The sequence below is a fragment of the Streptomyces sp. NPDC029956 genome, assembly GCF_055574655.1.
This window is the reverse complement of the sequence record NZ_JBVHZJ010000031.1, coordinates 1-22193: the sequence shown is the minus strand read 5'-3', so window position 1 is coordinate 22193 and position 22193 is coordinate 1. Positions and strand designations below refer to the sequence as shown.

Genomic DNA, 22193 nt, shown 5'->3' with positions numbered 1-22193 from the left:
GCTTCTCCGTCAGCCCTTCGTTCCTCGACGAGCCACGCGCACCCCCAGAGGTACCCCACGTGACCACCGCTCCACCGTCTTCCGCCGTCACCTCCGTCTTCGCCGCGGTCGACCTCGGCGCCACCAGCGGCCGCGTGATCCTCGGCCGGGTCGGCCCGGACACTCTCGACCTCACCGAAGCCCACCGCTTCCCCAACACCCCCGTGCGTCTTCCCGACGGGCTGCGCTGGGACGTCCTCGCCCTCTTCCGAGGCGTCCTCGACGGACTGCGCGAGGCCGCCCGCTCCGGCGGAGTCGCCTCCATCGGCGTGGACACCTGGGCCGTCGACTACGGACTCCTCGACGCCGACGGCGCCCTGCTCGGCCTGCCGTACCACTACCGCGACGACCGGACCGACGGAGCCGCCGCGCGCGTCTGGGCCAAGGTCGGTCGCGAGGAGCTGTACGGCATCACGGGCCTGCAGCACCTGCCGTTCAACACGATCTTCCAGCTGGCCTCGGCCGCGGAGAGCGTCCAACTGGGCGCGGCCCGTACCCTGCTGCTCATGCCGGACCTGCTGATCCACTGGCTGACCGGAACAGTCGGCGCCGAGGAGACCAACGCCTCCACGACCGGCCTTCTCGACTCCCGTACCGGCACCTGGTCCAGGGAGCTGACGAGCCGTCTGTCCGTCGCCCCCGGCCTCCTGCCTCCGCTGCGCTCCCCCGGCGACCCGGCGGGCACCCTGCTCCCGCACGTCGCGGCGTACACGGGGCTCGATCCCCGTACGCCCGTGACGACGGTCGCCTCGCACGACACCGCGTCGGCGGTCGCCGCCGTGCCCGCGAACGGGCCGGACTTCGCCTTCATCTCATGCGGCACGTGGTCGCTGGCCGGTCTCGAACTCGACGGCCCCGTCCTGACGGAGGAGTCCCGGGCGGCGAACTTCACCAACGAACGCGGCATCGACGGCACCGTGCGCTATCTGCGCAACATCATGGGCATGTGGCTGCTCGAGGAGTGCCGGCGCACCTGGGACAGGCAGAACCGGCCCACCCACATCCCCACGCTGCTCGCCGAAGCCGCCCGGTCGGCGCCGTTCGCCTCCGTCGTCGACCCGGACGCCCCGGAGTTCCTCGCCTCCGGCGACATGCCCACCCGCATCCGGGAGTTCTGCGCCCGCACCGGGCAGCGCGCCCCCGAGAGCCAGGGCGCCGTGGTCCGCTGCATCCTGGAGAGCCTGGCCCTCGCCCACCGCCGCGCCCTTCGTCAGGCCGCCGGGCTCGCCCGCCGCGACGTCTCGAGGATCCACCTCGTCGGCGGCGGCTCGCGCAACGACCTGCTCTGCCAACTCACCGCCGACGCCACCGGACTGCCCGTCGTCGCCGGACCCACCGAAGCCACCGCGCTCGGCAACCTCCTCGTCCAGGCCCGGGCCGCAGGTCTGGTCGGCGACCTGGCAGACATGCGCCGGCTCATCGCTTCCACCCAGCGCCTGAGGCACTACACCCCCCGGGGTGACCGTGCCGCCTGGGACGCGGCCGCCGCACGACTCGGCACCGCCCCGGGGAACTCCTGATGCGCGTCGCCCTCTCCGGCCTCCCACGCGGGAGTTCGACGACAGGACCTAGAGGCGTGTCGCGGTGCGGACGAGGCCGGCGACGGCTTCGGATCCGCTGTGTGACGGCCAGGCGATGACGGTCGTGACGGCCGGTGCGTCCGGCACCGGCACCGTCGCGTGATCGTCGCGCAGGTGGGCTCGGAGGGACTCGGGCACGACCGCGCGGGCCCGTCCGAGGGCGATCAACTGGAACAGCTGGGTGTGGTCCCGCACCTGCGGGCCGGCTCCACACCAACGCGATGCTGCCCATGCTGCGCGGCTCGGCATCGCCGCGGATCGTGAACATGTCCAGCAGCGTCGGCTCGCTCGTCCTGCAGACCACGCCCGGCATCGACATGGGGCCGGTTCCCGCTGCGTACGTGGCATCCAAGACCTTCCTCAACGCCGTCACCGTCCAGTACGCCAGGGAACTGTGCGACACCCCCATCCTGGTCAACTCCGGCTGTCCCGGCTTCACCGCCACCGACCTCAACGGCTTCCAGGGCGTCCGCACCCCCCACCAGGGCGCGGCGATCGCGATTCACCTCGCGACACTTCCCGACGACGGGCCGACCGGCGGATTCTTCGACGACGGTGGATCAGTGCCCTGGTGACAGGCTCACTGGGGTCGGGGACGTCGACGAGGAGTTCTGAACGACCGCCGGCGCCGTCCTGCCCGAACGTGCGGCGATCCCCGCCATGGGGCCGCCCCCCGTGTTCCGGATGCCGATCACGGCTTGCGTCCGCACCACGCCACGAGGCGGTCGATGGCCGGCGCGTCCGCGTCGACGTCCACCGCGGCCCCGAACGGCGCGCCGTCGCGCGGACCTGTGGGCAGCCCGCGCCTCATGGCGGCGTACGAGATCGCCACGAGCTCGGGGTCCCACTCGGGGAGCTGGCCGGTCGCGGTGGCCACGTCCCAGGTGTGCACGGTGAACTCCGAGGTCCAGACGGCCGCGGCGGCAGCTCCCGGAAGGCTGCCGAACGGCAGGGTCAGCGTCCGGCCCAGGATCGCGGGATCCGCCCACGCCGACTCGACCTCGCGCACCGCGGCGTCCCATGCCTCTTGCCATGCGGTGTCCGCGAGGTCGTCGGCGACCGTGGGGAGGCTCGTCACGTCGCCGCCGCGGCCGGCGAGGGCGATCCGGCGCAGGACGGCGACGAGGTGTCCGGCCAGCCGCCGGACGGTGAATTCGGTGCAGGGCGTGGGCCCGTCGAACTGCTCGGGCCGGACTGCGGCGACGGTACGTCCGGCCAGCGCGATCGCCTTCAGCAGGTGCCGGCGGGGGTCGTCGGTGGCGTCAGGGGTGACAGGGGACAGCGGGGTGTTCTCGGTGTGAGTCATGACCTCATCCTGGAAGCAGAACAGGTCACCTCCTGGCCACTTTCCGGAAGAGAATGGCCGGCATGAGAGCCGATCGCCTGGTGGCCACCCTGTTGTTCCTCCAGACGCGCACCCGGGTGACCGTGGCCGAGGTCGCCGCCGAACTCGAAGTGTCGCCGCGGACCGCACGCCGCGACCTGGAGGCCCTGTCCACCGCGGGCGTCCCCGTCTACTCGCAGCGGGGCCGCGGCGGCGGCTGGTCACTGGTGGGCGGCGCCCGTACGGACCTCACCGGGCTGACCGCAGAGGAGATCCGGGCGCTGTTCCTGCTCGCGGGCCCCTCGTCGACCACACCCGAGCTCCGCACGGCACTGCGCAAGTTGGTACGTGCGCTGCCCGCACCCCTGCGTTCGGGCGCCGAGGCCGCGTCGCGGGCCGGCCTCACCGACGGCACGAACTGGTCGGGCGCCGACGTCACGGCCACGAGGCCGCACCTCGACACGCTCCGGCGAGCCGTGGTGGACGGGACTCAGGTGCGGCTCGGGTATGCCGGGCCCGGCAAGCCCGTCGGCGTGCGAACCGTCCATCCGCTCGGGCTCGTGGCCAAGGCGGGTCACGACTACCTCGTGGCCGGGACGGAGCGGGGTCTGCGGACCTTCCGGCTCAGCCGGGTCGCCTCGGTCGAGGCGACCGGCGCGCCCGTCGTACGGCCGCACGACTTCGACCTCCCCACGGTCTGGCGTTCGTTCGCCGCCCGCCTGGAGGAGCGGCTCTACGCGGCGACGGTCCGGGCCCGGGCCGAACCGGGCGCCATGGCGATCCTGGAGCGGTTGTTCGACGGACGCCTGCACGTCGGTCCGGAGCTCCCCGACGGGTGGACGGAGATACGGGTCGACGGGCCGACGCCGGAGGTCGTCGCGACCCAGCTGGCCGGGCTGGGGGCACGCATCGAGGTACTGGACCCGCCGGAGGCAAGGGAGCGGCTCGCCCGTCTGGCGGTCGAACTGGCCGGCGTGTACGGACCGCCGGACTCCAGAAGGTAGCGTGCCGGCCCCCGTCACAGGGGGCCGAGCCGGAACCGAACGCCGGCGTTCCGGCTCGATCCCCGCGGCCGCAACGGACCCCGTCATGTGGCCTCGGACGGTACCGGTCCTCGCGTGTGGTCGATTTCGGCGGCGATCACGGCCATCCGGTGCAGATGTGTGAAGTACTCCGTCGCATACGCGTCGTCGCTGATGCAGGGCAGGACTTCCACGAGTACCGGAATGCGGGCCGTCAGCACGTCGCGACGCCAGTCGTCCAGGGGCCCTTCGAGGACCGAGGCGATGCAACCGGACAGCATCGTGTCCATCATCGCCATGCAGTGGCCGCCGGGGTCCCGGCTGGTGAATCCTGCGGGGAATGGCCAGGAGCCGTACTCGGCGTACAGCCGTGACAGCTGATCAAGTCGTGTTTCCGCCATACCTCCATCCTGCCTCACGAACCGGACGGCACCCGGCGTGCTCTTCGGTCCCGCCTGGGCGGTCAGTGCCGCAGCAGGGCGCAGACGAAGTCCTCCTGTACCGCGCGGACCTTGGCGAGGAGTTCCGGCTTGACGCTCTTGCTGGTCTGGGTGTTGATCGAGAACGTGAGGGAACGCCTGCCGTCCGCCGTACCGACCGCGAGCTGGGTGTAGCCGGGGAAGTTTCCGGTGTGGCCGTAGACCGTGCCGCATCGTGTGGTGTAGCGGAAGATCGCCAGCCCGCCGGCGTTGACGCCGGGACCGGCGGGCTCCGAGGCGGCGCCGGGGATGAAGGTCCGCTGCCGGCTGCGCGTCTCCTCCGACAGGAAGCCGCGGCCGCCGGCCCAGGCGCGGACGAAGGCGTTGAGGTCCTTCGGTGTCGAGACGATTCCGCCGGAGGCCCAGACGCCTGACGCACCGAGGACCTCGCTGATGTCCTCCGGCGGGGCGGGCGGCGTGACGTCGTAGCCGTGCAGGTACGGCCTCGGCAGCCGGTAGCCCTGGGGCAGGCTGGTCTGCCGCAGGTCCAGGGGCCGGTACACGAGCTGGGCGAGCAGCCGCTCGTACGGCTGTCCCGTGGCCGCCTCGGCCATCAGCGCGACGGCGATGTTGTCGGAGTTCGAGTACTCGTACCTCGATCCCGGCGGGAACAGCAGGTCCCGGTCGGCGACGAAGTCGAGCAGTCGGCGGGAGTCGAAGTGGTGCCTGGGGTCTTCCTGCAGGATCGCGAGGAACGCCGGTGCCGTCGAGAAGTCGGGAAGCCCGCTGGTGTGGTTGAGCAGCTGGCGCAGTGTCACCTGGTGCCACGCGACGGGCAGGGACGGCAGGCGCTCGCCGATCGTGTCGTCCAGGTCCAGCTTCTGCCGGTCCACCAGGCGCAGGGCGACCGCTCCGCTGAAGGCCTTGGCGACGCTCGCGATCCTCATGTGATCGGTCGTACGGGGCGGGCGGCCTGTTCTCGTGTCGGCGACGCCCGCCCGGTAGACCGACGTCCGGTCGCCCTGCCGCATCAGCGCGATCACTCCGGGTGGGCCGCCGGCGGTACGGACGAGGTCGTTCAGCTGCTTCTGCAGGGCCCTGTCCGGGGCCGGCGGCGTGCCGGTGGCCTGCGCGGGCTGGACCAGGGCGGCGAGGGCGGCGGACGCGGCCAGGCCGGCGAGGGACAGCCGCAGACGTGCGCGCGGACGGGGACGGACTTCAGAGCGTGACGACACCGGGGCTCCTTCTCGGTCCTGCCGGACGGACGGACACGCCCGGTTCAGAGGTTTCGCCCCAGCTTCGGGCGCCTCGCAGGAGGCTGCCTGTCCGGTGATCCATTCGGCCCAGGCAGCGGCCCGTCACCTGCAGGACCGGCGCCTCCGTGAGGTGACCGCGTCTCGCCCGCGCCCTCCGGGACGGGGTCAGGCCTTGAGGTTCGGCGTGTGCGCGGTGATTCCCCGCCTGTCGGCGAGCCGAGCGGCTATCAGACAGAACGCCGGTGCGAAGACCAGCTCGGTCACGAGCGCCTCCCAGGGCGCATCCGCTGCGGTGCTCTCATCGGCCAGCTCTCCGAAGACCGCAGAGAGTGAGAAGGCGATCAGATTGTTCACCGTGTGAACGGCGATGACCGCCTCCAAGCCGCCCGTGCGGATGGTGAGCCAGCCCCACCAGGCTGCCGAGTAGCACAACAGCAGGAACCCGGAAAGCTGTCCGTAGCCGTGGGCGAAGGCGAACAGCACCGAGGCCACGGCCACTCCGGGCCACGGCGAGCGGAGGAATCCGCCGAACAGCTGGACCAGCCAGCCGCGGAAGACGAACTCCTCAGCGGCTGCCTGGAACGGCACGAGCGCCCACAGCACCAACAGGCTCAGCAGAAGTTCGGACACGCCGGGGGTCTCCCCCGTCGTGGTCTCAGAACCGTCCTGGATCATGCTCCAGACGAACAGCACGAGGTTCTGGAGGACCAGGACGACCGCGGCCAGCCCGAGGCACCATCCCAGCCACGCCCACCGTAGCCGTCCGGTGACGGACGCGAGGCTGCCGGCGGGCCGCTTCCCGCACACGCGGACGGCTACCAGCACGGCCGGGATCCACACGGCGAGGCCCACCAGGAGAACGGCGTTGTCGAGCAGCGGATCGGCGAAGATCTCGTCGCTGTCGTACGGAGCCCACTCCAGGTCCAGCAGCGCACCGACGACGGCGGCGACGATGAACACACAGATCATCCCGGCCACCATCAGCGCGAGGGCGAGGAAGAACTCTCCGACCCGCCCCCAGGCACGCTGGCGCCCGTTGCGCCCCTGCTCGTGGTACGCGGACCCTGGCGGCGCGGCCACCGGCCCGTACGCACGCGGGGGCGGCACGGGAGCCGGGTGCCCCCACCCGACGGGTGGAACGGGCCAGGGCTGCGCATCCTGCGAAGGGGGCGTCCGAGGATCGTGGGCGTGGTGGTGAGGTCCTGGTATCGGGTCGGACATCGTCTGCTTTCTGGAGCATGGCCGGTGGGTCGGTTCGGTCATCCGCCCCGGCGGGGCGGTGCGGTTCGCCGAACCCGTCGTCAGGCAGCGGTCCGAGCTCGGCAGTCGGACGCTGCTGTACGGGAGCGGGCCCCGCACAGCTGACCATTCTCGCTGCTGGACGTGACCCGTACGCCGCGCGAGGTCGTGGACGGCGGTCGTCGTGGCCTGCGCAGGGTGCAGCGCTTCGTCGGGGCCCACACAGGGCCCCGCGAGCAAGTCCGCTGACCGGCAGGGCCGGTGGAGCAGGGGTCACGAGAACGATGTCACGAGCCGAGCCACGCCAAGGGCCGGGCGACGCCGGGAACAAGGAGAAGATGCCGCCGGAGGGCTCCTTGCTAGACTGTCGAATCATGATCGACTTCGCTCGTCCGGCCGGGGGCCGCGTGGTTGAGGAGCGTACCGGCGAGCCGAGACGCGGACGCTCGGCCACCGCCACGGCGGGGGCTCCTCAGGCGCCTGCGCGGCCGGAAGCGGCACTGCAGCGTCGTGGGGTGGCCCGGGTCAAGGCCATCATGGACGCCGCGGAGGAGATCCTGGCGGAGGGTGGTTACGACGCAGCCACCCTCAAGGCGATCGGAGAACGGGCGGGGATCCCGACACCGTCCGTCTACCACTACTTCAAGGACCGCTACCAGGTGGACGCGGCCCTCATCAGGCGTCACAGCGACGCGCTGCTCGGCGTGCTCGACGGCGTCGACGGTGTGGAGTTCCGATCGATCTCCGACGCCGTGGGCCTGGTGTTCGACCCGATCGTCGAGTACTTCCGGGCGCACCCGAGCTGTGTCCAGCTCTGGTTCTCCGGTCGTCATGAGGCGCTGCACTCCCAGTTCAAGGAGTTCGACGACCAGGTCGCGGAACGACTGTGGCGCCTGGGGACCGGTCGCGGACTGCTGCGCGTCGACACGCCGCTCCTCGTGATGAGGCTGGCGTTCGAAGCCGGCGGGCGCCTCTTCGGCGTGGCGTTCCAGCAGGACCGGAACGGCGACGGGACGACGACGACCGAGGCGAAGCGGATGGTGACCGCCTATCTCGAGACCTATGCGGTGAAGGGCACGGCCGACCGGGCCGACTGATGCCTCCGGGGACCGGGCGGTGCCCGCGCCCTTCCGCGGCGCCGGACGCAGAGGGCGGTGTGTCACCGACGGCCCGCCCCGCCCTCGGCGGTGTGTCACCGTAGTGCGGCGCCCCACCCCGCCCCGTCCCGGACCCGGCCCTTGAGGAGCTTGCCCCCGGCGTTTCGCGGGAGAGTCTCGGTGACGACGATGGCGTACTGGGGGGCCTTGAAGTCGGCGAGCCTGGCCCGGCAGTGCACGAGGACGCGGCGAGGTCGATCTCGCCCCGGTCGCCGTAGAGGACGGCCCCGGCCTGCTCCCCCCATCACGTCGTCGGGCACACCGAGGACCGGGGCGTCCGTGACCCCGGGAGCGGAGAGCAGGACCGTCCCGACCTCCACGCTGGAGACGTCTTCACCGCCCCGGTCGATGACGTCCTTGATCCGGTCGACGATGTGGACCCGTTCACAGCAGCGTGGGAGACGGGCACGAGCGCGTGACCGCCTGCCGCCCGCGGGAAGAGCTTCCCCGCGCTCATCCCGGCAGGCCTCCACGATGCCGCCGTCCTGCGACGACCGGCTTGGTACGCCCGCTCCCTGGGCACTGGCCCGCACGTCAAGGCCGCCTACCGGAACGGTTCTCTCCGGGCTTTTCGCCCTCTGGTGATGATTCTTCTCGGCCGCCCGACGCAGGTGCGGCAGGGTATGGCATTAATCACCGCCGACGCGCTTCCGAACGAGGCGCCGGCGGGCCGATTCTGAGGGACGACGGGAATAACTCGATTCAGAGTCGAGATTAATGACGGTCTGACGGCTTCTGGTAGTGAACGGAGAACACGCGTGATTGTCGGAGTCCTCAAGGAAGCGCGGGCAGGTGAGAGTCGCGTTTCGGCCACGCCGGCCACGGTCGAACAGATCCGCGCACTGGGGTACGGCGTGGTCGTCGACCCGGACGCGGGTATCGCGGCCGGCTTCACCGACGGCGCCTACGAGGCCGCCGGTGCGACCGTCGGCGACGCGGTGGCGTCGGACGTGGTGCTCGGGGTCAACGCCCCGGCCCCGTCGCAGCTGGACCGGATCCGGCCGGAGGCGACGGTGATCGCCCTGTTCGCACCGGCCTTCGACCCGGTGATGGTCGAGGATCTGGGCCGGCGTCCCTTCACCGCGCTTTCGATGGACGCCGTGCCCCGCATCAGCCGGGCGCAGTCGATGGACGTCCTGTCGTCGATGGCGAACATCGCCGGCTACCGGGCCGTCATCGAAGCCGCGCACGAGTTCGGCCGGTTCTTCACCGGCCAGGTGACGGCGGCGGGCAAGGTGCCCCCGGCGAAGGTGCTCGTGGCGGGCGCCGGCGTCGCCGGTCTGGCGGCGATCGGCGCGGCGGGCTCGCTCGGCGCGATCGTGCGCGCCACCGATCCCCGGCCGGAGGTGGCCGACCAGGTCCGCTCGCTGGGAGGCGAGTACCTGTCGATCGAGTCCCCCGAGACCGAGGTCTCCAAGACCGGTTACGCCAAGGAGATGGGCGACGACTACAAGGCGCGCGAGGCCGACCTGTACGCCGCCCAGTGCCGCGAGGCCGACATCGTCGTCACCACCGCGCTGATCCCCGGCCGCCCCGCGCCGACGCTGATCACCGCGGAGATGGTGGCGAGCATGAAGCCGGGCTCGGTGATCGTCGACATGGCGGCGGCCAACGGCGGCAACGTCGAGGGCACCGTGAAGGGCGAGAAGACCGTCACGGCGAACGGCGTGACGATCATCGGCTACACCGACCTCGCGGGCCGGCTGCCCGCGCAGGCCTCGCAGTTGTACGGCACGAACCTGGTGAACCTGCTGAAGCTGATGACGCCGGACAAGGACGCCCGCCTCGTCCTCGACTGGGAGGACCCGGTACAGCGCTCGATCACCGTCGTACGCAAGGGCGAGTCGGCCTGGCCGCCCCCGCCGGTGCAGGTCTCGGCGGCCCCGGCCGTCACGCCCGCGGCGACCGTACGGGAGCCGGCGCCGAAGAAGCCGCCGATGACGGCGAAGCGGAGGTTCGGCGGCGTGGCCCTCGGCGCTTCGGCGCTCTTCCTCACCGCCGGGTTCGCGCCGGCGGCGCTGCTGCCCCATGTGACCGTCTTCGTCCTGGCGATCGTGATCGGCTACTACGTGATCGGCCATGTGCACCACGCGCTGCACACGCCGCTGATGTCGGTGACGAACGCGATCTCCGGGATCATCGTCGTCGGCGCGCTGCTGCAGATCGGGCACACGAGCACGGCGGTCACGGTGCTGTCGGCCGTGGCGATCCTGCTGGCAAGTATCAATGTCTTCGGCGGCTTCGCGGTGACGCGTCGCATGCTCGCCATGTTCAACCGGAGCTGACATGTCTGCGACCATTGCCGCCCAGGCGGCCTACCTTGTTGCCGCGCTGCTGTTCATCCTCGCGCTGGCAGGACTCTCCAAGCACGAGACGGCCCGGCTCGGCAACGCGTTCGGCATGCTCGGCATGGGAGTCGCGCTCGTCGCGACGGTCGTGCTCGCGGTCGACGGCGACGTCAGCACCGCCGGCCTCGCCCTGATGGGCCTCGCGATGCTGACCGGCGCGCTGATCGGCCTCCAGCGGGCCCGCGGCGTCGAGATGACCGGCATGCCCGAACTGATCGCGCTGCTGCACTCCTTCGTCGGTCTCGCGGCCGTGCTGGTCAGTTGGAACGGCTTCCTGGAGGTCGAGAACCACCCGGACGGCCACGAGGCGCAGGCCCTGGACGCGCTCGGCACCCTGGGCATCCACCACGGCGAGGTGTTCATCGGCCTGTTCATCGGCGCCGTGACCTTCACCGGCTCCATCGTGGCCTACCTGAAGCTCTCCGCGAAGATCAGCTCCAAGCCGCTGATGCTGCCGGGCAAGAACGTCCTGAACCTCGGTGCGCTGGGCCTGTTCGTCGCCCTGACGGTGTGGTTCGTGATCACGCCGGAGCTGTGGCTGCTGGTCACCGTGACCGTCCTCGCGCTCGCGCTGGGCTGGCACCTGGTCGCCTCGATCGGCGGCGGCGACATGCCGGTCGTGGTCTCGATGCTCAACAGCTACTCCGGCTGGGCCGCAGCGGCCTCCGGCTTCCTGCTCGGCAACGACCTGCTGATCATCACCGGAGCGCTCGTCGGCTCCTCCGGCGCGTACCTGTCGTACATCATGTGCAAGGCCATGAACCGCTCGTTCCTCTCCGTGATCGCGGGCGGCTTCGGCATCGAGGCGCCGTCGGGCTCGGAGGTCGACTACGGAGAGCATCACGAGATCACCGCCCAGGGTGCCGCCGAACTGCTCGGCTCCGCCCGGTCGGTGGTCATCACACCCGGCTACGGCATGGCCGTGGCGCAGGCCCAGTACCCGGTCGCGGAGCTCACCTCGAAGCTGCGTGCCAAGGGTGTCCACGTACGGTTCGGCATCCACCCGGTCGCCGGCCGCCTGCCCGGCCACATGAACGTCCTGCTCGCCGAGGCCAAGGTGCCGTACGACATCGTCCTGGAGATGGACGAGATCAACGAGGACTTCGCCGAGACCGACGTCGTCCTCGTGATCGGCGCCAACGACACGGTCAACCCGGCCGGAGCCGAGGACCCCAGCAGCCCGATCGCCGGCATGCCGGTCCTCACCGTCTGGGAGGCCGGCAAGGTCATCGTGTTCAAGCGCTCGATGGCCTCCGGATACGCGGGCGTGCAGAACCCCCTGTTCTTCAAGGAGAACACCTCGATGCTCTTCGGCGACGCGAAGGCCCGGGTCGAGGACATCGTCGGCGCCCTCTGACCCACCACGACGTCGAGAGCGACGCCATGACATCCTGCCGACCGCCCTCCACCCGGAGGGCGGTCCGTCCCTGAAACCCCGTGTGGCCGGCACGAGCACGGCGACCCCGTCGACAAGGTGCCCGAACTCTCTCGGCGCGGCAGAGCGTTCACCGTGTGGGCCGCCCTCAGGTCCCTCGGCCGGTCAGGCGTCTCCGACCTCGTCGAGCGGCTGTGCCGCCACGCCTCCGCGTTCGCCGCCGGCATCGACGGGATCGACGGGATCGACGGGATCGACGGCGCCACCGTTCTCAACGAGGTCGCGTTCACACAGGTCTGCGCCGAGTTCGGCAGCGACGGACGCACCGACCGGGTACTCGCCCGGCTGCTCGACGACGGCACCGCGTGGATCAGCGGCTCCACCTGGCACGGCAGACGCGTCATGCGCATCTCGGTGAGCAACCGGTCCACCACCGACGACGACGTGGCCCGCACACTCGACGCGATCCGGCACGCGGCCGCCGACACCTGACACCCGTCGAACCGCCCGTCGCAACGCCCCCGAGCGCGCGAAGTGCGGCCGGCCCGCACCCGTCAGGAAGGAGTGCGCCGCCTCGGAGCTCCTCGCGCGGGGGATCCCGGGCACCCCGCTTCGCCTGCGCCGTCCCGAGTTCAGTCGGGCGGTGGGGCCAGGTCCCCGCGCAACCGCCGCGTGCGGAGCGCCAGCTCCAGCTCGAAGCGGCGGTCCGGGTCGTCCAGGTCGTCGCCCCACAACTCGCGGAGCTGCCTCAGGCGGTAGCGCACGGTCTGCGGGTGGACTCCGAGCCGGGCGGCCACCTCGGGAGCACCGCCCCGCGTCTCCAGCCATGCCAGCAACGTCTCGGCGAGTCGTTGGGCATGCGCCGGGCCACCGGCCTCGTCCAGGTGCGCCAGCCGCAGTCGCGCCAGATCGTCGATCAGCTCGCCCGCGGGCAGCAGCACCAGGGCTTCGACGTGCTCTCCGCAGCGCAGGAGCCGCCCTCGTGGCAGCAGACCCTGCTCGATCATCCCGACGGCGGCCTCCGCCCAGCGCAATGACGTGACGGCCTCCGCCAGCGGGACCGCCGGGCCGATCGCACCGGACCAGCCGGTCACCGCCCGGTCCAGCAGCTCCGCGCGTCCCGGGGCGTCCGGGTCCGGTACGACCAGACGCGGCTGCGCGCCCTCCATGTCGAGCAGCATCTCGTCGCCCACGGCAGGGGCGACGGCCTCCTGGGCAGGGCGGAGCAGCACCGCAACCGCCACCTTCCTGGGCAGCTGCCAGCCCAGGACGGCCGCGCGGTCGGCGAGCAGGGCGGCCGGATCCGTGCGGTGCTCGGTGAGCAGGAGATCGACGAGCAGCCGTTGCAGGCGCAGGCGCTCCCCCGCCTGGCGGGCGACGGCTTCGGCGTAGCCGCGTACCGACTGGGCCACCATGACGTCCAGGTACTCGAACGCCGACTCGGCCAGCTCGTACATGGCCGAAGGCGGGATGTCGACCTGCTGGCCGACCTCCGCCATGCGCCGCCAGGAGAGGCGGACGCCCAGCCGGTAGATCCCCTGCAAGGAGTCAAGGCTGCGCCCTTGGGAGACCTCGCCGCGCCCGAAGTCACGGAAGAGCTCCGGGAGGGCGCGCGGCCGGTCCGACCCCGTGGTCATCTGTTCCACGAAGAGCTCGAGGGCGTGCCGGATGGCCACCAGGGCCTTCGGTTCTCCGGACTCGTCGGGGAGGAACACCAGGCCCGGGTACTCCCGCCGGATCTCGGCGAGGATGTCCTGGGCCAGTTCGGGGACCTGCTCCAGGGCTCGGTCGGCGAACAGCTGAATCCGTTCTCGTGGCACGTCGTGCCACGCTGACGACGTTTCCACCACACCGCTCCTGAGCGTCCGGGCTGTACGCGCTCGGTCTGCGGACCGCATGTTCCAACCTAGCCCGCGCCGGAGCCGGCCGTGCTGGATGTGTCGTCCGTGGGCGGTTCGGGGAACGTGACGAGCGGCACATTCTGCTGCTCGGGTGTGGCGTCGAGAGCGGTGACGATTCCGAAGGCGGCGCCCGCGGCCAGGAGGGCGGCGGCGACGCAGGTCAGGAAGGCGGCAAGCAGTCTGAACATGGGGATGATCGGCCTCTCGGTCATCGAGGTCTGTCACCCAGCGCGCCGGCCCGGTCCGGCGCCGCCAGTATGAGAGGCGCATTGACAGGTGGTCAAGAGCCGCCTAATTTCGCCGCCACAGGACTGTTACTCCCGGGTACGCATCTCGCCCCGCTCAGGCTGCACCCCATGTGTGCGCCTCCTTCCCGCACGGCCCACGAGCCCTCTCGCACGTCGCGCCCGTATTGGAGTACCCGTATGCGTCGTTCAATATCACCTTTGTCCCTGATTCTGCTGGGTGTCGGAGTCTTCCTGCTCGTGCTCACCCAGCTGCTGGTCTGGTACGTGGAGCCGCGCGCCAAGCGCACGCCGACCGATGTGGACTCCACGACGGTCTTCAGCGGTCAGGGCAGCTACTTCGACACCGGGTCCGTGTCCGCGGTGGACGGCCAGACGCTCACGATCACCCGTCGCGTCCTCGGGGACGTCGCTGCCGGTGAGCGCAGCGGAAACGCGATCTGGGACGTGTCGACGCAGATCGACTCGCCGAAGACGCTCGCGCTGGGCGACCCGCGCAGATCCCTGCAGTGGACCACCGAACGCTGGGTGACCGACCGCCGGACGAACCTGCCGGTGCGCTGCTGCGAGGAGAAGCCCGAGTTCGAGGGCGAGGCCTATCTGAAGTTCCCGTTCGACGTCGAGAAGCGCGCCTACTCCTGGTGGGACAGCACCTTGGGTGCCACCGTGCCGCTGGAGTTCGAGAAGGTCGCGAAGGTCGGCGGACGCGAGGGCTACCGCTTCGTCGGCAAGGTCGACGCCACCCCGACCGGCACCCGTCTGGTGCCCGGCGTGCTGGTGGGCAGCTCGAAGGGGGGCCAGATCCTGGCGGAGGAGTGGTACTCCAACGCGAGGATCGAGCTGACCGTGGACCAGCGCACGGGCCGGATCATGAACGCGCTGATCGCACCGAAGAAGACGCTGCGGGCCCCGGGTTCGAAGAAGGACGCGGTCACCCTGCTGGCCAGTGAGGGGCTGGAGTTCACGGACGCGACCCGGCGCGAGCAGGTCGCGCTGGCCTCCGACGACAGCGGCCGGCTGGAGCTGCTCGGCGAGACCGCGCCGCTCGTGGGCGGCGTGGCGGGCGGTCTGCTGGCGGTCGCCGGCGCCGTGCTGGTGGTCCGCGGTCCCCGGCGGGGCGGCACTCACCAGAGTGAGTAGAACGGGCCTGCCCAAAGTCCCGAAATTGTCATCGGTGTGAGTAGCCGGAACGAATGCTTGAACGAACACTGATGTTACCCCGCGGTAAGGCCAACGTGTCCGCCTGAACCGGCCGCCACCCTCGGCTGTCTGCCACCGCGGTGTCCGCAGTCCCGTACCCCGCAGTACCCGTCCTGTACCTGTACCCGCAGCACCCGTACCCGCAGCACCCCGTACGAGCCAGCCCAGCGCTTCATCCCCGGAAGCCCGGCACACCCTCCTGCGCATTCCCATGCGCATCCCACCCACAGCCGCCGAGTTGGAGCACCTCTATGCCCCAGCGCTCGTCCGCTCTGGCCCCCGGCCAGAAGGACTCCCGTTCCGTCCCCCCTCACGCACGCACCGGCAGCCGCGTCACCGACCCGCTCGCCCTCGACCCGCACGCCGCGTCCCCCGGGGCGCCCGTACCGCGTCGTATCACCTTCCTCGCCCGCCGCGACCTGGCCAACCGGGCCGCCGGCGGATCGGAACTGCTCATCGACCGGATCGCCGGCGGCCTGACCGCCGACGGCCACGACGTCACGCTCGTATGCGGAGGTCCTGCCGCCGCACGCGACTACCGCGTGGTCTCCGCGGGAGGCGACGCAAGTCACTTCCTGCACGCCAGGTCGACCCTCGCCCGCGAGGTCGGCACCTGCGACCTGCTGGTCGAAGTGTGCAACGGCATGCCGTACCTGGCGCCGCTGTGGCACCGCGGGCCCACATTGTGCCTGGTCAACCACGTACACACCGATCTCTGGCAGATGCGTTACCCGGGCCCGGCGGCACGGCTCGGACGCAGACTGGAGCACTGGGCACTGGCGGGCACCCACCGCGACAACCTGATGGTGGCCGTCTCCGAGTCGACCGCCGCCGAGTTGCGCGCCATCGGTGTGGCACCGGACCGCATCCGGATCGTCAACAACGGCGTCGAAGAGCCCGCCCCCCTGCTGCCCGAGGCGAAGGAACCGCTGTTCCTGGCCGTCGGCCGGCTGGTGGAGTACAAGCGCGTCGACCTGCTCCTACGTCTGTGGGAGCGGGTACGCCCCGTCACCGGCGGCCGGCTCGTCATCGTGGGGGACGGCCCCGAACGGGAGCGGCTCGAAGCCATGGCCGGCCCCTCCGTGACGTTCGCCGGCCGGGTGTCGGAAGTCGAGAAGCACCGGCTGATGTGCGAGGCGTGGCTGCTGCTGCACCCCTCCCTCGTCGAGGGCTGGGGCCTGGTCGTCACCGAGGCGGCCGCGCGGGCGACCCCCGCGATCGGATTCGACATACCCGGCCTGCGCGACTCCGTGGAGGATGGGGAGACCGGTGTGCTCGCCCGGGGCGAGAGCTCGTTCGCCGCCGCGTGGTGCGCCCTGTCCCTCAGTGCCGACCGGCGCGCGGCCATGGGGCGTGCCGCGGTGCTGCGTGCAGAGCGTTTCCGCTGGAGCGCGACGGTCCGTCAGTTCCAGGCGGTCGCCTCCGAGGCCGTGGCCCGGACCACGTCCCCCGGACGCGGCGGGAGCGTCCATGGCTGAGACCACCGAACGCGAGCCCGGAGCCCCATCGGCCGACCACACCGCACACGGCTTCGAGGACCCGTCGGCGGGCACCGCCGAACACGGCTTCAAGGACCCGTCGTTGAGGCGGTCGGCCGCCCTCTTCCGAGCCTTCCTGCGCGAACCCGTCGATCCCCAGCGGTGTTACACCCTGCTCGCCCGCGACTCGGTCGCCCAGGTGGCACGCCATGTCGACCTGGCCGGCAAGATCGTCGTCGACGTCGGCGGCGGCAGCGGCCACTTCACCGAGGAGTTCCGCCGCCGGGGCGCACAGAGCTACCTCTTCGAGCCCGACCCGCGGGAGCTGAACGCCCGCGGCCGTACCACCGAGGACGCGGTCCTCGCCGACGGATACCTGCTGCCGCTTGCCGACGGCGTCGCGGACGTGTGCTTCTCGTCCAACGTGCTCGAGCACGTGTCGGATCCGCAGACGTTCATCAGCGAGATGGCGCGGGTCACCCGCCCCGGCGGGCTGATCTACCTGTCGTTCACCAACTGGCTCTCGCCCTGGGGAGGTCACGAGACCGCGCCGTGGCACTACCTCGGGGCGGAGCGGGCCCGCGCGCGCTACGAACGCCGCACCGGCCGCGCGGCCAAGCACACGCTCGGGGAGAACCTCTTCCCCGTCCACATCGGTTCCACCCTGCGGCACGTCCGCGGTCGCGACGACGTGCAGGTCGTGACAGCGCGATCACGCTACTGGCCGTTCCTCGCGAGCACGATCACCCGGGTGCCGGGACTCCGCGAGATCGCCACCTGGAATCTGCTGCTGATTCTCAGGCGAAGCCCATGAGCATGCGAAGCGAGGAACGGTCATGACCACTACGGTCCAGGCGCCCACCTGGGTGCCGCAGCCCGGCCCGACGCCGGCGGAGGCGTCCGGCGAACCGCGCGGACGCCGCCTGCTGTTCGGCTTCTGGGCCCTCGTCCTCGTGGCGTTCCTCTCGGTGTCACCGGGGAGGATGACGTTCGAGACCAAACTCGGCGTCGCCCTCGACCCCTGGCGCTTCCTCGGCGACCTCGGGTCGCTGTGGAACGGGAACGTCGGCCTCGGCGGCATAGCGAACCAGTACGTCGGCTACGCCTTCCCCGCACTCCCCTACTACGGGCTCATGGACCTGCTGCAGGTGCCGGTCTGGCTGGCCGAACGGCTCTGGCTCTCGGTCATCGTGACCGCCGCGTTCTGGGGCGCGCTCCGGCTCGCCGAGCGGCTACGCGTGGGGACGCCCGGGTCCCGGCTCCTCGGCGCCGTGGCCTACGCGCTGTGGCCCACCTTCACGATCGTCATCGGCTCGACCTCCGCCGCCGCGCTGCCCGGTGCCCTGCTGCCCTGGGTGCTGCTGCCGCTGACCTCCGCGGCGCACAGTCCCCGGAAGGCCGCCGCACGGTCGGCCCTGCTGATCCCCTTCATGGGGGGCGTGAACGCCGCCTCGACACTGGCCGCGCTGCTGCCCGTGGGCCTGTACCTCCTCAGCCGCCCGGCCGGCCGGCGCCGGCGCGCGCTGCTCGGCTGGTGGATACCGGGCGTCGTCCTCGCCACCCTGTGGTGGCTGGTGCCGCTGCTCCTGCTCGGCGCGTACGGCGAGAACTTCATGCCGTACGTCGAGCAGGCCGACACCACCACCGCCACCATGTCCGCGACCGAGCTGCTGCGCGGCGCCGGCAACTGGGTGGCCTATCTGAACTTCGGTGAGGCATGGCTGCCCGCCGGCTGGACCGTCGCCACCTCCGTGGTCACCGTCCTCGGCTCGGCGTTCGCCGCGGCGCTCGGCCTCGCCGGCCTGGCACGGCGGGACCTGCCGGAGCGCCGCTGGCTGCTCCTGACCGTCCTGGCCGTCGTCCTGATCGCGCTCGCCGGGTACGCCGGATCCTTCGGCGGTCCCTTCCACGGCGCCGTCCAGGACTGGCTGAACGGACCGTTGAAGCCGTTCCGCAACATCTACAAGTTCCAGCCCGGACTGGCTCTCGCGCTCGTCCTCGGACTCGCCCATCTGACGGCCGTGCTGCCCGAGAGCAGAGGCTCGCGGGCACTCCGCGGCCGCCGCTGGGTGCCCGCGACCGCGGCCGTGCTCGTCCTGCCCGGTCTGGCGCTCCCGTACGTCAACGGCTCGATCCTCCAGCCCGGGTCGTTCACCAAGCTGCCCACCCACTGGGAGAAGGCCGCCAGCTGGCTGAAGGACAATGCCCGGGACAGCAGGGCCCTGGTCGTCCCCGCGACGGCGCACGGCATCTACACCTGGGGTTCCCCCATCGACCAGCCGTTCGACGTACTGGCCGAGACCCCCTGGGCACAGCGTGACTTCGTCCCCTTCGGCACCCCCGGAGCACGCCGTATGACGGACGCCGTCGAGCAGGCGCTGCTGTCCGGAGCCGAGGTCCCGGGCCTCCAGGCGTACCTCGCCAGGGCCGGCATGCACGAGGTGGTCGTCCGCAACGACCTCGACCCCGACCAGATCGGCTACGTTCCGCCGCAGACGGTGAAGCGGACCCTGGAGTCGTCCGGCTACCGCAAGGTCACCGGATTCGGCCCGCTGGTGACCGGCGGACGCATCGCCGCCGGCACCCCGCTCCAGGTGCAGGGGCTCTACCCGCGGCTCCAGGCCGTGGAGATCTACCAGCCGCAGGACGCCGGGCGGCCCGGCAGGGTCGGTGTCTCGGCCGTGGCCGACACGGCCGTGGTCAGTGGCGGGCCCGAGGCCCTGCTCCAGCTGTCCGCCGATCCCTCGATGACCGGCCGTCCGGCCGTACTGGCCGGGGACACGCTTCCCAAGGGCGTCGTCGCACCGGTGAAGGCGGTCGCGGACGGGCTGCGCCGGGCCGACACCCGGTTCGGCCTGGTCAACAACAACACCTCTTACACCTACACCGCGGACGAGCGCAATCACTCCGGCAGCCTGCAGAACCCGGGCGAGAAGCCCAAGCAGATCCTGCCGTCGGAGGGCACCGGTCACCAGACGACGGCGGTGCTGCGCGGCGCCCGGGCCGTGACGGCCTCCAGCAGCGGCAACTGGCTGTTCCACCTGCCGCAGTACGACCCGGTGAACGCCTTCGACGGCAACCCGGACACCGCGTGGGCCGAGGGCAGCCCGGGCGAGCCGGTCGGGCAGTGGCTCCGGGTGGACTTCTCCCGGCCGACGGACATCCCGGCCTCCCTCAGGATCACGCCCCTGCCGGGCGACGCCATGCGCGCGGCGCCCACCCAGGTGCGCATCGAGACCGACCGCGGTTCGGCCGACAGCCCCCTGCGGACGGACGGCCTGCCGCAGACCGTCAAGGCTCCCACCGGCGAGGCCTCCTGGATGAAGATCACCGTCCTGGCCGCGCAGCAGGCGCGCCCCGGACTCTCCGGCGCCGGATTCACCGAGGTGTCGATCCCGGACGTGCAGGTGACGCGCCTGCTGGAACTGCCGGCCGACGCGGAGAACACCGACGCGGAGGCGACCGTGTACTCCCTGCATCGCGGTACCGACGCGGGCGGCCTGTCGCCCGCCACGGCCGAGGTGGGACTGCACCGGCAGTTCGGCACCAAGGAGTCGGGCGAGTACCGGGTGTCCGCGCGAGCCGTCGCCGTACCCGGCGGCGCGCTGGACGAGCTGCTCGACCGCTCGGCCCCCGGATCGAAGAACCGGCTGACGGCCGCCGTGGACTCCACCAGCCGCAACGGCGCGTCACTCGGCGCCCGCAACCTGGTCGACGGCGATCTGACGACCGCGTGGATCGCGGGCGACCGGCCGGTCGTCCACCTGAGCTGGCCCGCGATGAAGAAGATCGACGAGATCATCCTCGCGCCGGCGGGCGGGGTGTCCACCCGGCCCGAGCAGGTGATGATCAGCTCCCCGCACGGCGCCGCGGTGGCCGACGTGGACCAGAACGGGCGGGTCCGCTTCCCGGCGATCGAGACGAACCGGCTCGACATCACCATCACCGGGGTCGCGCCGCTCACCGTCCACAACCCGGTGGCGGACGCGCAGTTGCAGCTCCCGGTCGGGCTGAGCGAGGTGCACGTTCCCGCGCTGGCCGACCTGCGGGTGCCGCGGCCGAAGCCGTCCGCCCGCTTCTCGCTGCCGTGCGGTGAGGGCCCGGACCTCGCCGTGGGCGGCGTCCTGCACAAGACGAAGGCCTCCGGGCTCGTCCGGGACCTCACCGAGCGACGCCCCGTCACCGTCACCCTCTGCGCGGGCGAGGAGAAGGACGGCACCCTGGAGCTTCCGTCCGGCGATCACGAGGTGGAGGCGAGTGACGCGGGCCCGCTGGCGATCACCGACGTCACGCTGACCCGCGGCACCCCGCGGGCCATGGACGGAGCGGCGGACCGTGAGGCCACCGTCACCAGGTGGGCCGACGACAGCCGGACCGTCTCGGTGTCGGCGGGCGCGGGCGAGGCCCTCTACCTGCGGACCTACGAGAACGCCAACGACGGCTGGAAGGCCACCCTGGACGGCACGGAACTCGAGCCGGTGCGCCTCGACGGCTGGCAGCAGGCCTGGGTGATCCCGGCCGGCGCCTCCGGCACGGTGACCATGGAGTTCGAGCCCTCCGGTCCGTACCGGACAGCCCTGGTCGGCGGTGCGCTCGCGCTCGTCGCCCTGGCCGCCCTGGCCTTCGTGGGCCGTCGGCGCGACGAGGGTGGCACCGACGAGGAGCTGCCCGAACCGGCGGCCCCGGGAATGCTGCTCGGAACGCTGTTGCTGACCGCGGTCGTCGCGGTGGCGGCGGGGCCGCTGGCCCTGGTCGTGCCCGTGCTCGCCGTGGCGGCGCGGTTCCGGCCGGGTGTGCTGGTGCCGACGGCGGCGGTGGCGATGGGAGGCGCTGGCGTCGTCGCGGCCCTGGGCGCCGGGGATCCGGTCGCCGACGGGGCCGGCGCGTTCAGCGGCATGGCGCAGGTGCTCACGCTGGTGGCCCTGTCCGCCGCGCTGGTGACGGCGGTGCGGCCGACGGCGTCGGCCGACGGGCGCGGGCACGACGACGGGCGCGGAGGGCGCGACGGGCATGAAGGCGACGGCGGTTCCGCCGCGCCGGAAGTCGGTCCGGTGGTCACGGCCAGGCCGCGAAGCAACGGCGACGGGCACCGGCCCGAGCAGCCCCTCTGGCGGCCGGAGAGCGGTGGCCCCTCGTGACCGATCCCTGCACCGCGGCCGGGGCGGGGACCGCCCCCGAGAAGGAGACCGCCGTCGGGTGGGGAACCGCTCCCCCTCCCGGCACGGTCCGGATTCCCTTTCCGACCGTCGACGAGGTGTCGCGGCACTGCCTCAGCGACGACGAACCGGAGAGCGTACACATCGAGGTCCATCTGCCCGGCAGGCTGGACCCGGTACGCCTGCGGGCCGCGTTTCAGCATGCCCTCCTCACACATCCCCGGGTGCTGGCACGAGAAGTGCCCGGGCGTGGGCACCGGCGGTCCTTCGCATGGGAGCTGTCCGGTCGGCCGGACAGCGACCCGGTGAGTTTCGCGGGGCCGGGACCCGACGCCTTGGGGGGGGGGGGGGGGGGGGGGGGCTGGGGGGGGGGGAGGGGGGGGCTGTGTGTTCTGGGGCGGCTTTGAGGGGTGGGGGGGGGGGGGAGGGGGGAGGGGCTAATTGTGCCCCTGTC

The 22193-nt window shown here is 71.7% G+C and carries 17 protein-coding genes and 3 pseudogenes; 12 read left to right on the top strand and 8 right to left on the bottom strand.

The annotated features are described in order from the left end of the window. The first annotated feature begins 59 nt into the window (after positions 1 to 59). A complete protein-coding gene (locus ACZ4XX_RS23720; RefSeq protein WP_468509862.1) occupies positions 60 to 1559 on the top strand; it encodes a rhamnulokinase in 1500 nt (499 codons plus the stop codon). Positions 1560 to 1607: 48 nt separating this feature from the next. On the opposite strand, the pseudogene ACZ4XX_RS23715 reads toward ACZ4XX_RS23720, so the two are convergent. After that, positions 1608 to 1829, bottom strand: a pseudogene (locus ACZ4XX_RS23715) (LysR family transcriptional regulator); the annotation flags it as partial. Positions 1830 to 1831: 2 nt separating this feature from the next. On the opposite strand from ACZ4XX_RS23715, the pseudogene ACZ4XX_RS23710 reads away from it, so the two are divergent. Next, positions 1832 to 2194, top strand: a pseudogene (locus ACZ4XX_RS23710) (SDR family NAD(P)-dependent oxidoreductase); the annotation flags it as partial. Between the two features lie 116 nt (positions 2195 to 2310). Here ACZ4XX_RS23710 and ACZ4XX_RS23705 read toward each other — a convergent pair. Continuing rightward, complete coding sequence (locus ACZ4XX_RS23705) at positions 2311 to 2925, bottom strand: TIGR03086 family metal-binding protein (protein WP_468509861.1); 615 nt, start codon at positions 2923 to 2925, stop codon at positions 2311 to 2313. 62 nt (positions 2926 to 2987) lie between these two features. Between ACZ4XX_RS23705 and ACZ4XX_RS23700 the strand changes: the two genes are divergently transcribed. Continuing rightward, positions 2988 to 3947 (top strand): helix-turn-helix transcriptional regulator, encoded by a 960-nt coding sequence (locus ACZ4XX_RS23700; protein ID WP_468509860.1) that lies wholly within the window; start codon positions 2988 to 2990, stop codon positions 3945 to 3947. Between the two features lie 83 nt (positions 3948 to 4030). On the opposite strand, the gene ACZ4XX_RS23695 is transcribed toward ACZ4XX_RS23700, so the two are convergent. The 3 genes from ACZ4XX_RS23695 to ACZ4XX_RS23685 all read right to left on the bottom strand — a co-directional run bounded on the left by ACZ4XX_RS23695 (position 4031) and on the right by ACZ4XX_RS23685 (position 6747). Next, positions 4031 to 4366, bottom strand: a complete 336-nt coding sequence (locus ACZ4XX_RS23695) for a hypothetical protein (protein WP_468509859.1) — start codon at positions 4364 to 4366, stop codon at positions 4031 to 4033. 62 nt (positions 4367 to 4428) lie between these two features. Then, entirely contained in the window at positions 4429 to 5619 is a 1191-nt protein-coding gene (locus ACZ4XX_RS23690; protein ID WP_468509858.1) for a serine hydrolase domain-containing protein, read from the bottom strand. Between the two features lie 186 nt (positions 5620 to 5805). Further along, complete coding sequence (locus tag ACZ4XX_RS23685) at positions 5806 to 6747, bottom strand: lysostaphin resistance A-like protein (protein ID WP_468509857.1); 942 nt, start codon at positions 6745 to 6747, stop codon at positions 5806 to 5808. Positions 6748 to 7394: 647 nt separating this feature from the next. On the opposite strand from ACZ4XX_RS23685, the gene ACZ4XX_RS23680 reads away from it, so the two are divergent. After that, positions 7395 to 7976, top strand: coding sequence for a TetR/AcrR family transcriptional regulator (locus tag ACZ4XX_RS23680; protein WP_468509856.1), 582 nt, complete (start codon positions 7395 to 7397; stop codon positions 7974 to 7976). 95 nt (positions 7977 to 8071) lie between these two features. Here ACZ4XX_RS23680 and ACZ4XX_RS23675 read toward each other — a convergent pair whose 3' ends face one another. Next, positions 8072 to 8356, bottom strand: coding sequence for an AMP-binding enzyme (locus tag ACZ4XX_RS23675; RefSeq protein WP_468509855.1), 285 nt, complete (start codon positions 8354 to 8356; stop codon positions 8072 to 8074). 438 nt (positions 8357 to 8794) lie between these two features. On the opposite strand from ACZ4XX_RS23675, the gene ACZ4XX_RS23670 reads away from it, so the two are divergent. The 3 genes from ACZ4XX_RS23670 to ACZ4XX_RS23660 all read left to right on the top strand — a co-directional run bounded on the left by ACZ4XX_RS23670 (position 8795) and on the right by ACZ4XX_RS23660 (position 12251). Further along, a complete protein-coding gene (locus ACZ4XX_RS23670) occupies positions 8795 to 10321 on the top strand; it encodes a Re/Si-specific NAD(P)(+) transhydrogenase subunit alpha (RefSeq protein ID WP_468509854.1) in 1527 nt (508 codons plus the stop codon). A 1-nt stretch (position 10322) separates the two neighbouring features. Continuing rightward, positions 10323 to 11741: a Re/Si-specific NAD(P)(+) transhydrogenase subunit beta gene (pntB, locus tag ACZ4XX_RS23665; RefSeq protein ID WP_468509853.1), complete on the top strand. Its 1419-nt coding sequence runs from the start codon at positions 10323 to 10325 to the stop codon at positions 11739 to 11741. A gap of 117 nt (positions 11742 to 11858) precedes the next feature. Next, positions 11859 to 12251 (top strand): hypothetical protein, encoded by a 393-nt coding sequence (locus ACZ4XX_RS23660; protein ID WP_468509852.1) that lies wholly within the window; start codon positions 11859 to 11861, stop codon positions 12249 to 12251. Between the two features lie 140 nt (positions 12252 to 12391). On the opposite strand, the gene ACZ4XX_RS23655 is transcribed toward ACZ4XX_RS23660, so the two are convergent. Both ACZ4XX_RS23655 and ACZ4XX_RS23650 read right to left on the bottom strand, forming a co-directional pair. After that, on the bottom strand, positions 12392 to 13657 hold the full coding sequence (locus tag ACZ4XX_RS23655; protein WP_468509851.1) for a PucR family transcriptional regulator: 1266 nt from the start codon (positions 13655 to 13657) through the stop codon (positions 12392 to 12394). 8 nt (positions 13658 to 13665) lie between these two features. Continuing rightward, the gene (locus ACZ4XX_RS23650) at positions 13666 to 13848 is read right to left on the bottom strand and encodes a hypothetical protein (protein WP_468509850.1); all 183 of its coding nucleotides are present in this window, start codon (positions 13846 to 13848) and stop codon (positions 13666 to 13668) included. Between the two features lie 237 nt (positions 13849 to 14085). On the opposite strand from ACZ4XX_RS23650, the gene pgfA reads away from it, so the two are divergent. The 5 genes and pseudogenes from pgfA to ACZ4XX_RS23625 form a co-directional block, all read left to right on the top strand. Then, positions 14086 to 15045: a cell envelope lipid trafficking protein PgfA gene (gene pgfA, locus ACZ4XX_RS23645; protein ID WP_468509849.1), complete on the top strand. Its 960-nt coding sequence runs from the start codon at positions 14086 to 14088 to the stop codon at positions 15043 to 15045. Positions 15046 to 15356: 311 nt separating this feature from the next. Then, positions 15357 to 16583: a glycosyltransferase family 4 protein gene (locus ACZ4XX_RS23640; protein WP_468509848.1), complete on the top strand. Its 1227-nt coding sequence runs from the start codon at positions 15357 to 15359 to the stop codon at positions 16581 to 16583. Then, positions 16576 to 17397 (top strand): class I SAM-dependent methyltransferase, encoded by an 822-nt coding sequence (locus tag ACZ4XX_RS23635; protein ID WP_468509847.1) that lies wholly within the window; start codon positions 16576 to 16578, stop codon positions 17395 to 17397. Before ACZ4XX_RS23640 ends, ACZ4XX_RS23635 begins: the two co-directional genes overlap by 8 nt. Positions 17398 to 17419: 22 nt before the next feature. Continuing rightward, positions 17420 to 21721 (top strand): alpha-(1->3)-arabinofuranosyltransferase domain-containing protein, encoded by a 4302-nt coding sequence (locus ACZ4XX_RS23630; protein ID WP_468509846.1) that lies wholly within the window; start codon positions 17420 to 17422, stop codon positions 21719 to 21721. 92 nt (positions 21722 to 21813) lie between these two features. Next, a pseudogene (locus tag ACZ4XX_RS23625) lies at positions 21814 to 22077 on the top strand (condensation protein); the annotation flags it as partial. Positions 22078 to 22193: the final 116 nt, after the last annotated feature.

Coding starts and splice junctions, on each gene's coding strand:
- ACZ4XX_RS23635 (WP_468509847.1), top strand. CDS start 16,576: ATGGCTGAGACCACCGAACGCGAGCCCGGAGCCCCATCGGCCGACCAC.
- pgfA (WP_468509849.1), top strand. CDS start 14,086: ATGCGTCGTTCAATATCACCTTTGTCCCTGATTCTGCTGGGTGTCGGA.
- ACZ4XX_RS23630 (WP_468509846.1), top strand. CDS start 17,420: ATGACCACTACGGTCCAGGCGCCCACCTGGGTGCCGCAGCCCGGCCCG.
- ACZ4XX_RS23655 (WP_468509851.1), bottom strand. CDS start 13,657: ATGCGGTCCGCAGACCGAGCGCGTACAGCCCGGACGCTCAGGAGCGGT.
- ACZ4XX_RS23650 (WP_468509850.1), bottom strand. CDS start 13,848: ATGTTCAGACTGCTTGCCGCCTTCCTGACCTGCGTCGCCGCCGCCCTC.
- ACZ4XX_RS23640 (WP_468509848.1), top strand. CDS start 15,357: ATGCCCCAGCGCTCGTCCGCTCTGGCCCCCGGCCAGAAGGACTCCCGT.
- ACZ4XX_RS23705 (WP_468509861.1), bottom strand. CDS start 2,925: ATGACTCACACCGAGAACACCCCGCTGTCCCCTGTCACCCCTGACGCC.
- ACZ4XX_RS23700 (WP_468509860.1), top strand. CDS start 2,988: ATGAGAGCCGATCGCCTGGTGGCCACCCTGTTGTTCCTCCAGACGCGC.
- ACZ4XX_RS23695 (WP_468509859.1), bottom strand. CDS start 4,366: ATGGCGGAAACACGACTTGATCAGCTGTCACGGCTGTACGCCGAGTAC.
- pntB (WP_468509853.1), top strand. CDS start 10,323: ATGTCTGCGACCATTGCCGCCCAGGCGGCCTACCTTGTTGCCGCGCTG.